Annotated in this window: 11 protein-coding genes; 5 read left to right on the top strand and 6 right to left on the bottom strand. The window is 62.9% G+C overall.

Annotated elements, in window-relative coordinates:
* Positions 1–77: 77 nt before the first annotated feature.
* The 3 genes from C5L10_RS12910 to araD1 are packed head-to-tail and all read right to left on the bottom strand — an operon-like array spanning position 78 to position 3,851.
* Positions 78–1,922 carry an IlvD/Edd family dehydratase gene (locus C5L10_RS12910; RefSeq protein ID WP_105430154.1) on the bottom strand — a complete coding sequence of 615 codons (1,845 nt, stop codon included), beginning with the start codon at positions 1,920–1,922 and terminating at the stop codon, positions 78–80.
* A 2-nt stretch (positions 1,923–1,924) separates the two neighbouring features.
* Complete coding sequence (locus C5L10_RS12915) at positions 1,925–2,851, bottom strand: Gfo/Idh/MocA family protein (RefSeq protein ID WP_105429999.1); 927 nt, start codon at positions 2,849–2,851, stop codon at positions 1,925–1,927.
* A gap of 7 nt (positions 2,852–2,858) precedes the next feature.
* Entirely contained in the window at positions 2,859–3,851 is a 993-nt protein-coding gene (araD1, locus tag C5L10_RS12920; protein ID WP_105430000.1) for an AraD1 family protein, read from the bottom strand.
* Positions 3,852–4,179: 328 nt separating this feature from the next.
* On the opposite strand from araD1, the gene ytfQ reads away from it, so the two are divergent.
* The 5 genes from ytfQ (at position 4,180) to C5L10_RS12945 (ending at position 9,546) form a co-directional block, all read left to right on the top strand.
* Entirely contained in the window at positions 4,180–5,139 is a 960-nt protein-coding gene (ytfQ, locus tag C5L10_RS12925) for a galactofuranose ABC transporter, galactofuranose-binding protein YtfQ (RefSeq protein ID WP_046608637.1), read from the top strand.
* A 107-nt stretch (positions 5,140–5,246) separates the two neighbouring features.
* Positions 5,247–6,773 carry a sugar ABC transporter ATP-binding protein gene (locus C5L10_RS12930; RefSeq protein ID WP_105430001.1) on the top strand — a complete coding sequence of 509 codons (1,527 nt, stop codon included), beginning with the start codon at positions 5,247–5,249 and terminating at the stop codon, positions 6,771–6,773.
* Positions 6,770–7,819, top strand: a complete 1,050-nt coding sequence (locus tag C5L10_RS12935) for an ABC transporter permease (RefSeq protein ID WP_105430002.1) — start codon at positions 6,770–6,772, stop codon at positions 7,817–7,819. The genes C5L10_RS12930 and C5L10_RS12935 overlap by 4 nt, the downstream gene beginning before the upstream one ends.
* On the top strand, positions 7,816–8,802 hold the full coding sequence (yjfF, locus tag C5L10_RS12940) for a galactofuranose ABC transporter, permease protein YjfF (protein WP_105430003.1): 987 nt from the start codon (positions 7,816–7,818) through the stop codon (positions 8,800–8,802). Before C5L10_RS12935 ends, yjfF begins: the two co-directional genes overlap by 4 nt.
* Positions 8,803–9,546 carry a FadR/GntR family transcriptional regulator gene (locus tag C5L10_RS12945; protein WP_105430004.1) on the top strand — a complete coding sequence of 248 codons (744 nt, stop codon included), beginning with the start codon at positions 8,803–8,805 and terminating at the stop codon, positions 9,544–9,546.
* Between the two features lie 6 nt (positions 9,547–9,552).
* Here the strand turns inward: C5L10_RS12945 and C5L10_RS12950 are convergent, their stop codons facing one another.
* The 3 genes from C5L10_RS12950 to C5L10_RS12960 form a co-directional block, all read right to left on the bottom strand.
* Positions 9,553–10,701 carry a M20 family metallopeptidase gene (locus C5L10_RS12950; RefSeq protein WP_105430005.1) on the bottom strand — a complete coding sequence of 383 codons (1,149 nt, stop codon included), beginning with the start codon at positions 10,699–10,701 and terminating at the stop codon, positions 9,553–9,555.
* Between the two features lie 167 nt (positions 10,702–10,868).
* Positions 10,869–11,729: a shikimate dehydrogenase gene (locus C5L10_RS12955; RefSeq protein WP_105430006.1), complete on the bottom strand. Its 861-nt coding sequence runs from the start codon at positions 11,727–11,729 to the stop codon at positions 10,869–10,871.
* A gap of 61 nt (positions 11,730–11,790) precedes the next feature.
* Positions 11,791–12,804: a TRAP transporter substrate-binding protein gene (locus tag C5L10_RS12960; protein ID WP_105430007.1), complete on the bottom strand. Its 1,014-nt coding sequence runs from the start codon at positions 12,802–12,804 to the stop codon at positions 11,791–11,793.
* Between the last annotated feature and the right edge of the window lie 64 nt (positions 12,805–12,868).

Genomic DNA, 12,868 nt, shown 5'->3' on the forward strand with positions numbered 1-12,868 from the left:
ACTCCTCCTTTGGAGCGGCTCCCTTCGAGCCGCCAATTTATCTAAGGGCGGCCTCCGCCGCCCTGGGACCGAAACGGTCAGTGATTGTCGCGCGGAATGCCGTTGGTCTGGGCAATCCGCTGGTATTTGACGGCCGGCTCCAGCACTGCGCCGGTTTCGAGCTGTCCGACATAGTTGCGCTGGATTTCCTGCCAGGGTGTCTGATGCTTCGGGTACTGGTAGCCCCCCGCCGCTTCGAGTGCCTTGCGGCGCTCCGCCATCTCCTCGTCGGAGATCAGGATGTCCGCGGTGCCGCGACCAACATCGATGCGCACGCGGTCGCCGGTCCGCAGGATGGCGAGACCGCCACCGGCTGCTGCTTCCGGCGAGGCATTGAGGATCGACGGGCTGCCCGACGTTCCCGACTGGCGGCCGTCGCCGATGCAGGCGAGCGACGAGATGCCCTGCTTCAGGAGATAGTCCGGCGCGCGCATGTTGACGACTTCGGCAGCGCCCGGATACCCGATCGGGCCGGCGCCGCGCATGAACAGGACCGTATGCGCGTCGATTTCGAGCGACGGATCGTCGATCCGGTGATGATAATCCTCCGGCCCGTCGAACACGACCGCCCTGCCTTCGAAGGCTTCCGGATCGTTCGGGTTGGAAAGATAACGCTGACGGAATTCCGGCGAGATGACGCTGGTCTTCATGATCGCCGAAGAGAACAGGTTGCCGCGCAGCACCCGGAAGCCCGCATGGGCCTTCAAAGGCTCGTCGTAGCGGCGGATGACCTTCTCGTCTTCGATGATGGCGCCACGGCAGTTCTCGCCGATCGTCTTGCCGTTGACCGTCATAGCGTCCTCATGGATGAGGCCCTGGGTCATCAGCTGGTTGACGACTGCAGGCACGCCGCCCGCGTGATAGTAGTCCTCGCCGAGATATTCGCCGGCCGGCTGCAGGTTGACGAGCAGCGGCACTTCCTCGCCATAGGTCTGCCAGTCGTCGACGGTGAGCTCCACGCCGATATGCCGGGCGAGCGCGTTCAGGTGGATCGGCGCGTTGGTCGAACCGCCGATCGCCGAATTGACGCGGATGGCGTTGATGAAGGCTTCCTTGGTCAGGATCTCGGAAGGCTTCAGGTCTTCCTTGACCATCTCGACGATGCGAAGCCCGGTCAGGTAGGAGACTTCCTGCCGGTCGCGATAGGGCGCCGGGATCGCGGCAGAGCCCGGAAGCTGCATGCCCAGCGCTTCCGCGAGCGAGTTCATCGTCGTCGCCGTGCCCATCGTGTTGCAATAGCCGGTGGACGGCGCCGAGGAGGCAACGAGCTTCACGAAGCCAGCATAGTCGATCTCGCCCTTGGCCAGCAGCTCGCGAGCCTTCCAGACGATGGTGCCGGAGCCGGTGCGCTCGCCACGGAACCAGCCGTTCAGCATCGGACCGACCGACAGCGCGATCGCCGGAATGTTGACGGTGGCCGCCGCCATCAGACAGGCCGGCGTGGTCTTGTCGCAGCCGATCGTCAAAACGACGCCATCGAGCGGATAGCCGTAAAGCACTTCCACGAGGCCGAGATAGGCAAGGTTGCGGTCAAGGCCGGCGGTCGGGCGCTTGCCCGTTTCCTGGATGGGATGGACCGGGAATTCGATGGCGATGCCGCCTGCCTCGCGGATACCCTCGCGCAGACGATGTGCCAGTTCCAGATGATGCCGATTGCACGGCGAAAGATCCGAACCCGTCTGGGCAATGCCGATGATCGGCCGGTCGGACTGCAGTTCGGCCTGGCTGAGACCGAAATTCATGTAGCGCTCGAGATAGAGCGCCGTCATGTCCACATTCGACGGGTTATCGAACCACGCGCGCGAGCGGAGCTTGCGGACCTCCTGTCGGCGCTGGTCGGTTTCGGCGATCTCGTTCGAGGTTACGTTTTCAGAATTGGTCATCATCAGTCCTCAAATACGTCTGTTTGAATGCGCCGGCCCAGCATAAAGGCATCGGCGACATGCACCAGCGGCGAGAAATCGGTATCGCTGCGGCTTTCTGCCGCCAGCGTCACGAAATCACGATAGAGATTGCGGTATTCCCTGTCTTCCTCGACGATCGCGCTTTTGCCATCGACGAAAAGCCGGCTGCCGCCATGGGTCAGAACGATCGGCCCCTCGTCGGTCTCGACGCGGATATCCCAGGTCTGCGGCCCGGTCTGGCGCCAGTCGAACTCGGCCGAGACCGGAACTCCGCCATCGGTCTCGAAAGAGAGGCTTGCCGCGATCGGCGCCGCCCGGTTGGCCGGGAAGGTCAATTCGGAACGGGTGAGATGAAAGCTCTCCGGCAGGATGCGCGTGACGATCGACAGCGCATTGATGCCGGGATCGAAGACGCCGAGGCCACCCGGCTCCCAGATCCAGGCCTGACCGGGATGCCAGTGGCGGACGTCTTCCTTCCATTCCACCGCAACGCTGCGGATCCTGCGCTTGGCAAGCAGCGCCCGCGCCGGCTCGACGGCAGCGGCAGCCCGCGAATGCCAGGTTGAAAACAGCGAGACGCCTTTTTCCCCGGCGAGCTTCTCCAGCGCGTAGACTTCCGAAAGCGTCGCACCCGGCGGCTTTTCGAGCATCACATGCTTGCCGGCATCGAGTGCCGCCTTGGCCTGCTCGAAGCGCCCGACGGGCGGCGTACAGAGAGAAACAGCGTCGAACTTGACGTCCGAAGCGAGCAGATCGCCGATCTCATGGAAACAGGCGATGTCGTCGAGCTTGGCGTGACGGCTGGCGACGGCCACGAGTTCGATGCCGTCGGTTGCTTCGATCGCGCCGAGATGCTGATCCCTTGCGATCTTTCCAAGCCCGACGATGGCGACGCGGATGGGAGCCATGGCCGCCTCAGAGCTTCTTGATCGTCACGGGCGCATCCGCCGCGACAGTCAGCCGGTTGACGAGCGGCAGTTTGAAAGGAGCCGCGGAAATCTCGAAAACGTCGCCCGGCTCCGTCTTGATCCCCTCGGAGAACGACAGCGTCGCCGTTCCGAAGAAATGGACATGCAGATCGCCCGGCTGGCGGAAGATATCGTATTTGAAATTATGGTGTTCGAGGTTGGCGATCGTGTGCGACATGTTCGCCTCGCCCGAGAGGAACGGCTTTTCGAAGATCACCTCGTCGCCGCGCCGCACACGTGATGTGCCTTCCACGTGATCCGGCAGGTCGCCGACCAGAAGTTCAGCGCCGAGGGCCGCCTGGCGCAGCTTGGAATGGGCGAGCCAGAGATAGTTGCCCTTCTCGGTCACATGGTCGGAAAATTCGTTGGCGAGACAGAAACCCAGCCGGAAGGGCGTGCCGTCCGGACCGATGAGATAGATGCCCGCCAGTTCCGGCTCCTCGCCGCCATCGAGCGCGAAGGCCGGCGATACCAGATCGCTGCCGGTGGCGCGAAGCTGCGAGCCGTTGCCCTTGTAGAACCATTCCGGCTGCACGCCGGCCTCGCCGGGTCTCGGCTTGCCGCCTTCGACGCCCATCAGGAACATGCGCATCGAATCGGTCGGCTTTTCCGTCGCCTGTGCCGCCTTGTGCATCTTGTCGCGACCGTCTGCCGAGCCGAGATGCGTCAAACCGGTGCCGGCGACGATGAAATGCGCCGGGTCCGGATGGGTGATCGGCAGGCCAAGGCGCCCCTCGCCCGCGGCCTTTTCGAGGTCGACGACATCGCCGAGACCGGCCGCTTCGATCCGCTGAGCCAATGTCTGGCCGGCGGCAATCGCCTGGCAGGCGAGATCATAGGTAGACGAAACGCCGTTCACCGCACGGGCAGCACCTTCGCCATCCCACGCGACAACAATAGACGCACCAGCGCCATCCAAGACCTGAAGAACCCGCAACATCGATTTAATCACCCAAATGCTTCCAATACCAACATGGCGTCTCCTGCCGCCACGCCACTCCTCCCATCAGAACCATCAGGCCCGATGTAGTCATTAATACGACTATTGGATTGGCATCGGGCTTGTCAAGGAGGAGGAAAACCGCTTCCGGCAATCCAGATCTTTTTAAGAATGCCATTTATCCCTAGGATTCAATCGATTGTTGCCCTCGAAAGTGGCAGGATACCGCCTTTTTCGCAATTTCTTCAAAAATAGCGCTTGAAAAAGTAATATTATATGCCAATCCTTGAGCCGTCAGTTCGCTTTATCATCTCTGGGAGGATTTAGGATGAAAAGAGCTCTCGCGGCAGCTGTAGCCGCTCTTACCCTATCGTTGGCATCCGGCGTTTCCGCCGCGTCCCTTACAGTCGGTTTCTCGCAGATCGGATCCGAATCCGGCTGGCGCGCCGCCGAAACCACGGTCACCAAGCAGGAAGCCGAAAAACGCGGCGTTACCCTGAAATTCGCCGACGCGCAGCAGAAGCAGGAAAACCAGATCAAGGCGATCCGTGGCTTCATCGCCCAAAAGGTCGACGCGATCTTCATCGCACCGGTGGTCGCCACCGGCTGGGATGCGGTTCTCAAGGAAGCCAAGGAAGAGAAAATCCCGGTCATCCTGCTTGACCGCGACATCGACGCACCGAAGGACCTCTACCTGACGGCCGTCACCTCCGACCAGGTGTTCGAAGGCAAGGTCGCCGGCGACTGGCTGGTCAAGGAAATCGGCTCCAAGACCTGCAAGGTCGTGGAACTTCAGGGCACGACCGGTTCTTCGCCGGCCATTAACCGCAAGAAGGGTTTCGAACAGGCGATCACCGGCCATTCCAACATCAAGATTGCCCGCTCGCAGACCGGCGACTTCACCCGCACCAAGGGCAAGGAAGTCATGGAAAGCTTCATCAAGGCTGAAGGCGGCGGCAAGGATATCTGCGCGGTCTATGCCCATAACGACGACATGGCCGTCGGCGCCATCCAGGCGATCAAGGAAGCCGGCCTGAAGCCCGGTACCGACATCAAGGTCGTCTCGATCGATGCCGTGCCGGATATCTTCCAGGCGATGGCCAAGGGCGAAGCCAATGCGACGGTCGAGCTGACGCCGAATATGGCCGGCCCCGCCTTCGATGCCCTCAACGCCTATCTGAAGGACAAGAAGGCCCCGCCGAAGTGGATCCAGACGGAATCGAAGCTCTATACCGCCAAGGATGACCCGATGAAGGTCTACGAAGCCAAGAAGGGCCTCGGTTACTGACCTCCCGCCGCCCGGCTCCACCTCATACCCCTTAGAGCCGGGCAACTCAGCAACCGGAGCGGTGCACCTCGCCGTTCCGGTTCTTCGATAGACGCGGGACTTTAGGCATGTCGGATACAAACTCACTTTTGGAAGCCCGGGGCATCGGCAAGGCCTTCCTCGGCATCACGGCGCTCGACGCCGTCGATTTCACGCTCGAGCGCGGCGAAATCCATGCGCTGCTCGGCGAAAACGGCGCCGGTAAATCGACTCTGATCAAGATCCTGACCGGGGTCTACAGCCGCGATCACGGCACCATGCGCCTCGACGGCGCGGAGGTGACGCCGGCCAGCGTCGCGGAGGCGCAAGGCCTCGGCATCGGCACCGTCTACCAGGAGGTCAATCTCCTCGAAAACCTGACGGTCGCTGAAAACCTCTTCCTCGGCCGCCAGCCGCGCCGTTTCGGCCTGATCGACCGCCGCGAAATGCGCCGCCGCTCGAAGGCGCTTCTCGAACGCTACGGCCTCGATATCGATGTCGACGCCCTGCTCTCGTCCTATTCCGTTGCCGTCCGCCAGCTTGTCGCCATCGCCCGCGCCGTCGATCTGTCCGGCAAGGTCTTGGTGCTCGACGAGCCGACCGCCAGCCTCGACGCCCACGAGGTGGAGATGTTGTTTGTCGTCCTGCGCCGGCTGCGCGAGGAAGGCCTCGGCATCATCATCATCACCCATTTCCTCAACCAGGTTTATGCGGTCGCCGACCGTGTCACGGTTTTGCGCAACGGCCGGCTCGTCGGCACCCGCAAGCTCGCCGAACTGCCGCGGCTGGAGCTGATCTCGATGATGCTCGGCCGCGAGCTGCAGCATATTACCCGCGAGCATCAGGCGCAGGAAGAAACCATCGCCTCGACCGCCGAAGCGCCGATCCGCTTCTCGGGTTACGGCAAGCGCGGCAGCGTTGCACCTTTCGATCTGGACATCCGGCCCGGCGAAGTGGTTGGCGTTGCGGGCCTGCTCGGTTCCGGCCGCACCGAGACCGCCTTCCTGCTCTTCGGCATCGACCGCGCCGACAGCGGCATGGCGACCGTCGACAACCGGCAGATCACCCTCTCATCTCCGGAAGCGGCGATTGCCAGCGGCTTCGGCTTCTGTCCCGAAGAGCGCAAGACGGATGGAATTATCGGCGATTTTTCCGTCGCGGATAATATCGCGCTTGCGGTGCAGGCCCGCCAGGGCTGGGCAAAACCGATCTCCTCGCGGGAAAAGGCAGCCCTTGCCGAAAGTTTCATCAAGTCGCTGGATATCCGGCCGGCCGATGCCAACAGGCAGATGAAATTCCTCTCCGGCGGCAACCAGCAGAAGGCGATCCTCGCCCGCTGGCTGGCAACCGGGCCTCGTCTGCTGATCCTCGACGAACCGACGCGCGGCATCGATATCGGCGCGCATGCGGAAATCCTGAAAATGATCGAAAAACTCTGCGCCGACGGCATGTCGCTGGTCGTTATCTCCTCGGAACTGGAGGAACTGACTGCCATCGCCCACCGCGTCATCGTGCTTTCCGACCGCAAGCATATTGCCGAGCTCAAGGGCGACCAGGTGACAGCGGACAACATCATCCAGGCGATCGCCGCTCCTGCCCGCACGGAGGCCGCATGACCAACCGCCTCACCCGCCGGCTGAAACGACTGGCACCTCAGATCATCGCGCTTGCGGTCATCCTCGCTCTGATCACGGCGGTTGCGCCGGGCTTCCTCAACGTCTCCTTCCAGAACGGCCGCCTCTACGGCAGCCTGATCGACATCCTGGTGCGCGCCGCCCCCGTCGCGCTGCTGACGATCGGTATGACGCTGGTCATCGCCACCCGCGGCATCGATCTCTCGATCGGCGCCGTGATCGCCATCTGCGGCGCGGTGGCCGCGACGCTGATCGCACACGATTATCCGCTGCCGGTCGTGATCCTGATCTCGCTCGGCGTCGGCCTCCTCTGCGGCCTGTGGAACGGCATTCTGGTCGCCCTCCTCGATATCCAGCCGATCATCGCCACGCTGATCCTGATGGTGGCCGGCCGCGGCATCGCCCAGCTGATCACCGAGGGCGTCATCCTCACCTTCAACAACGACAGCTTCGCGGCGCTCGGCTCCGGTTCGCTCGGCGGCATGCCGATCCCGATCCTCATCTGGATCTGCGCGGCACTGATCATCGGCCTGCTGGTGCGCCGCTCCGCACTCGGGTTCCTGATCGAGGCAACCGGCATCAACCGCCGCGCCGCGACCCTTGCCGGCGTGCGCGCCCGTTTCCTGCTGTTCTTCGTCTATGCGATCTCCGGCATCTGCGCCGCCATCGCCGGCCTGATCGTCACTGCCGATATCCGCGGCGCCGATGCAAACAATGCCGGTCTCTGGCTGGAGCTCGACGCCATCCTCGCCGTCGTCATCGGCGGCACCTCGCTGAACGGCGGACGGTTTTCCATCACCGCATCACTGATCGGCGCGCTGATCATCCAGTCGATCAACACGGGCATCCTCGTTTCGGGTTTTCCGCCGGAATTCAACCTGATCATCAAGGCCGGCATCATCATCGTCGTCCTGACCCTGCAGTCGCCGGCGATCATGGCGCTGTTCGGCTTCGTCAAGGCCTCGCGGCGCAAGGGCGAGACGGTATCCCGCGAGACATCCCATAAGGCGGAAGGAACGGTTCGATGATCCATACCCGCAACCTGCCCTTCGTCACCACGCTCGGCATCTTCGTCATCGCCTATGCCCTCTGCGTGCTGCAGTTTCCGAACATGCTGTCGATGCGCGTCATCGGCAACCTTCTGACCGACAACGCCTTTCTCGGTATTGCCGCGGTCGGCATGACCTTCGTCATCCTGTCGGGCGGCATCGATCTGTCGATCGGCTCGGTGATCGCCTTTACCAGCGTTTTCGTCGCTGTCCTGGTCGGCTCCCTCGGCGTTCATCCGCTGATCGCCTTTGCGGCCGTCCTGGTCATCTCGACCCTTTTCGGCAGCCTGATGGGAGCGATGATCCGTTATCTCGGCATTCCGCCCTTCGTGGTGACGCTCGCCGGCATGTTTTTGGCCCGCGGTGCTGCCTACCTGATCTCGACGGAATCCGTGCCGATCAGCCACGAGATGATCGACACGATCCAAGGCTTCTACTTCCGCTTCCCGGGCGGCGGCCGTCTGACCACGCTTGCCATGCTGATGCTGCTGGTGTTCGTCGTCGGCGCCTTCGTCGCGGCTCGCACCCGCTTTGGCGCCAATGTCTATGCGATCGGCGGTAGCGAGCAGTCGGCCGAGCTGATGGGTGTCCCCGTCGGCTCCACGACGGTCGGCATCTATGCGCTGTCCGGCTTCCTCTCGGGCCTCGCTGGCATTGCCTACACCCTCTATACCTCGTCCGGTTATTCGCTGGCGACGGTCGGCGTCGAACTCGATGCGATCGCGGCCGTCGTCATCGGCGGCACGCTGCTGACCGGCGGCGTTGGCCTGGTCGCGGGAACATTCATCGGTATTTTGATCCAGGGCTTGATCCAGACCTACATCGTCTTCGACGGCACGCTGTCGTCGTGGTGGACGAAAATCGTCATTGGCATCCTGCTCTTCGTCTTCATTGTATTGCAGCGCGGAATCATCTGGTATTCAAACCGGCGACTGGCCGAGGGCCGGCTGAAGGAGATCTGAGTGGGACTTCTGGAAACGACGATCAGTGGGCGAAAGCGCCGCAGCAACCACGCGCATGTGGTGGCGGAGCTCGGCCGGGGGATCGTTTCCGGCAAGATCCCGGAAGGCTCCCTGCTGCCCGGCGACACCGAGCTTTCGGCCCGTTTCGGCGTGTCCCGCACGGTGTTGCGGGAATCCATGAAGACGCTCGCCGCCAAAAGGCTGGTCGAAGCCAAGGCCAAGGTCGGCACCCGCGTGCTCGACAAGGCGAGCTGGAACTTCTTCGATTCTGACGTCTTGGGTTGGAGGTTCGAATCCGGGCTCGATTTCGAATTCATCGAACACCTTGCCGAGATGCGCATGGCGCTGGAACCGGCCGCGGCCGCGGCAGCATCCCTACGCGCCTCCAGCGACGATATCGTCGCGCTCTACGCGATTGCCGCGAGATTCGACGATCTCTCCCATACGCCGGAAACCATCGCCAAGGTGGACCTTGAATTCCACCTCGCCATCGCTCGCATGTCGGGCAATCCGTTCATGCGCTCGGCGAGCGCGCTGATCGAGGCGGCGCTTGCCATTTCGTTCCAGCTCTCCTCGCCGGCCGCCTCGCCGGAAAAGATAGACGAGGTCGCCACCAACCACCTGAGGATCGCCCATGCGGTCGCCTCGCGTGATCCTGACAGGGCGATCTCCGCCATGCGGCACGTCATCGAGGTCGGCAAGATCCGCATCGCCAACTCGTTCGAAGTGACCCTGCCGGCCTGAGACAGGTTATCTCGCTTCCAGCGAGATCATCAGGTTGGCGAGCAGGGCGGTGCGCGGCGCAACGCTGCTGACGAAGATATGCTCGTTGAACGTATGGGCGCCGGCACCGTCTGCACCGAGCCCGTCGAGCGTCGGCACGCCGAGCGCTGCCGTGAAATTGCCGTCCGAGCCGCCGCCCGTCGTCATTCCTTCCAGCGCGATGCCGAGACCGTCGGCGATCTCTGCCGCCACGTCGAAAAGACGCCTGCCTTCATCCGACTGCGCGAAGGGCGGACGGTTCATCTGGCCGTCGATTTCGAAGGTGATATCCGGATCGACAGGCTTCATCGCCTCGATCTTGCCGGTGATCTCCCTGGCGATCACATCGTCGGGAACACGAACGTCAACCTGCAGGCGGCATTCCGCCGGCACGGTATTGCGGCCCGTCCCGCCCTGGATCGTCCCGACCGTGACGGTAACGCCGCGCTCGGTGTCGTTGAGCGCCTCAAGCTCCAGAACCAGCCGGGCGGCGGCGCGAATGGCACTGCGGCCATCCTGCGGCCTTGTACCGGCATGCGAGGCATGCCCCCGCACGGTGACATCGTACATTGCGACCCCTTTGCGGGCGACAACGATCTTGCCGCCGTCGCGGGCAGGTTCCACCACCAGTGCATAACCTGCATTCTTAGCCGCCTCTTCCATGAAAGCGCGCGACGACAGGCTTCCCATCTCCTCGTCGGGCACGAAAATCAGGTCGATCGGCATCCTGCTGCCGTGCCTGACTGCGAGCTTCATCGCCTCGAGCGCCATCAGCGCGCCGGACTTCATGTCGTAGATGCCGGGGCCATAGAGTTTGTCCCCCTCCTGACGCAGCGGCAGCTGGTTGTCGATCACGCCGACCGCGTGCACGGTATCGAGATGCGCCAAAATCAAAACGGTCTTTTCGTTGCTGCCGGCCGGGCGCGGCGAGCGGATCGCCAGGATATCGCCGAAACCGAGCGTGCCCGGTACTCGCTCCGTCTCCAGACCGGCCGCCTTGCCGATCGCCTCGACCCGATCCGCCAATACATTGACAGCCGCGGCGTTCGGCGTCGGAGTCTCGATCTCGACCCACTGCTTCAACTCGTCGATAAGAGCCTTGTCGTCGATGTCTTTGGCGGAAATGGCAAGCGTCATGGCAATAACCCTGGGCGTTCTTCGGCGGGGATGATGCCGCAGAAGTGCGGCCCGGCCACTATAGTCGGCCAAGCCAGGATCGCCAGACCCACTGCCGAGATGACCGGCAAAAATCGCAGGCGCCCCAGATGGGCACTATGTGACGAGCAGGGCCGGAAGATTTTCCGTCAGACTGTCAGTGCCTCGAAATGCTGGAGCATGCGGGCGGCATCCGGCTCCCGGCCGGTGAAAAGCTGAAAGGCGCCGACGGCCTGGAAGACGGCCATGCCGCCGCCGTTCAGCACCCGGCAGCCGCGTTGCCTGGCAACGCTCAGCAGCTCGGTCTCGAGCGGGAAATAGACGATCTCCGCGACCCAGTGATGCGGCTGGAGAAGTCCCGGCGGCAGCGGCAGGCCCGGATATTTTGCCATGCCGGTCGGCGTTGCATGGATGATGCCCGAGACCTCCTGCATCGCCGAAACGATATCTGATGATGCCTGGATCGAGGCGTCCGGAAAGAGTGTCGACATCGTTTGAGCAAGCTGCTCGGCCCGATCAGGCTCGCGATCGAATACCGTGAGTGCCTTGAGACCGAGGGACAGGATCGCGTAGGCCGTCGCGACCCCTGCGCCACCGGCGCCGATCTGAACCGCTGCGCTCAGATCGGCGCTCGGCAGACCGCGCCGGAAACTTTCGGCGAAACCCCACCAGTCGGTATTGTGGCCAAAACGCTTGCCGTCCTTGAGCACCACCGTGTTGACGGCGCCGAGCGCCCTCGCCTCGTCGGAGAGGTCGTCGAGATAGGGAATGACCAGCTGCTTGCAGGGGTGGGTGATGTTGAGGCCAATCAGGCCGCGTGCTTCCGCATCGTCCAGGAGATCCGGCAGGCTGCTGGGCGTCAGGCCGAGCAGACTGAGATCGATCAGCTCATATTCGTAGCGGAAGCCTTGGGCTGCGCCTTCCTTCATATGCATGGCCGGCGTCAGCGAGGCCTGGATGCCGGCGCCGATCAGCCCGGCCTTCAAGGGTTTCAGCAATGTCTCGGCCATGGGTATCGCGCCTCGTTTCGGTGGAAGAGCCGGCCCGCCGGAAGACGGGCCGGCGCGGATGTTACTTCTTGCGGACGGCGTCCAGTTCCTTGAAGAGCAGCGAAACGGTATCGGCACCCACATCGGCGCTGAACTTCTCGATCAGCGGCTTCACGGCATCGCGGATCTTCTGGGTTTCAGCGGCGTTGAGTTCGGTGACCTGCATGCCGGTCTTCTTGATCTCGTCGAGCGCCTTGGCGTCCGCTTCGCGGGAAACCTTGCGCTGGAAATCACGGGCTTCGGTCGCGGCCGACTGGAGAATGCCCTTCTCCTCGTCGTTGAGGCCGTCCCAGAACTTCTTGCTGACCAGCACGATCTGCGGATTGTACTGGTGACGGGTGACCGTCAGGTACTTCTGCACTTCGTAGAACTTGGCGTTGATGATGTTGGCAAACGGATTTTCCTGGCCGTCGACCGTTCCGGTTTCAAGCGCGGTGTAGAGTTCCGTATAAGGGAGCGGCACCGCGTTGGCGCCGAGGCTGTTGAACAGCTCGATCGGGATCGGCGACTGCAGCGTGCGGATCTTCAGGCCCTTGATGTCTTCGAGCTTGGTGACCGCGCGGCGATTGTTGGTGAGGTTGCGGAAGCCGAGTTCCCAATAGGCGAGACCGACGAGGCCGGTCGCCGGCAGCTTTTCGGAAAGGCTCTTGCCGAAGGCGCCGTCCATGACCTTGTCCGCTTCTTCCCCGCTGTTGAACAGGAACGGCAGGTCGACGGCGCCGAACGCCTTGACGTTGCTCGACAGGATGCCGGCATTCAGCACCAGCATCTCGACCACGCCGCCCTGCAGCGCGGAGACGGTCTGCACGTCGCCGCCGAGCACGCCGCCCGGAAACAGCTTGACCTCGATCTTGCCGCCGCTCTTCGCCTTGACGATCTCGGCGAATTTTTCCATGCCGGTGACCTGCGGATGGCCCTTGTTGTTGGCGGCTGCAAACTTCAGCGTATGCGCGCGGACTTCGGCGGACGCCGTGCCGGCAAACAGCATCACCGGCAAGGCGATCCCGAGCGCCAGTTTCATCATCGTGTTGAACATGCTTTCCTCCCATTGATGGCCGGGGTCCCCCACGGCCGGTTGATATGCAGTTGGCAGAAGCTTC

The sequence above is a fragment of the Neorhizobium sp. T6_25 genome (genome assembly GCF_002968555.1).
GTDB lineage: Bacteria > Pseudomonadota > Alphaproteobacteria > Rhizobiales > Rhizobiaceae > Neorhizobium.

What these genes read in the sequence shown, in the direction of transcription:
- C5L10_RS12910 (WP_105430154.1), bottom strand. Translation starts at nt 1,922, where the DNA reads ATGACCAATTCTGAAAACGTAACCTCGAACGAGATCGCCGAAACCGAC.
- C5L10_RS12915 (WP_105429999.1), bottom strand. Translation starts at nt 2,851, where the DNA reads ATGGCTCCCATCCGCGTCGCCATCGTCGGGCTTGGAAAGATCGCAAGG.
- araD1 (WP_105430000.1), bottom strand. Translation starts at nt 3,851, where the DNA reads ATGTTGCGGGTTCTTCAGGTCTTGGATGGCGCTGGTGCGTCTATTGTT.
- ytfQ (WP_046608637.1), top strand. Translation starts at nt 4,180, where the DNA reads ATGAAAAGAGCTCTCGCGGCAGCTGTAGCCGCTCTTACCCTATCGTTG.
- C5L10_RS12930 (WP_105430001.1), top strand. Translation starts at nt 5,247, where the DNA reads ATGTCGGATACAAACTCACTTTTGGAAGCCCGGGGCATCGGCAAGGCC.
- C5L10_RS12935 (WP_105430002.1), top strand. Translation starts at nt 6,770, where the DNA reads ATGACCAACCGCCTCACCCGCCGGCTGAAACGACTGGCACCTCAGATC.
- yjfF (WP_105430003.1), top strand. Translation starts at nt 7,816, where the DNA reads ATGATCCATACCCGCAACCTGCCCTTCGTCACCACGCTCGGCATCTTC.
- C5L10_RS12950 (WP_105430005.1), bottom strand. Translation starts at nt 10,701, where the DNA reads ATGACGCTTGCCATTTCCGCCAAAGACATCGACGACAAGGCTCTTATC.
- C5L10_RS12955 (WP_105430006.1), bottom strand. Translation starts at nt 11,729, where the DNA reads ATGGCCGAGACATTGCTGAAACCCTTGAAGGCCGGGCTGATCGGCGCC.
- C5L10_RS12960 (WP_105430007.1), bottom strand. Translation starts at nt 12,804, where the DNA reads ATGTTCAACACGATGATGAAACTGGCGCTCGGGATCGCCTTGCCGGTG.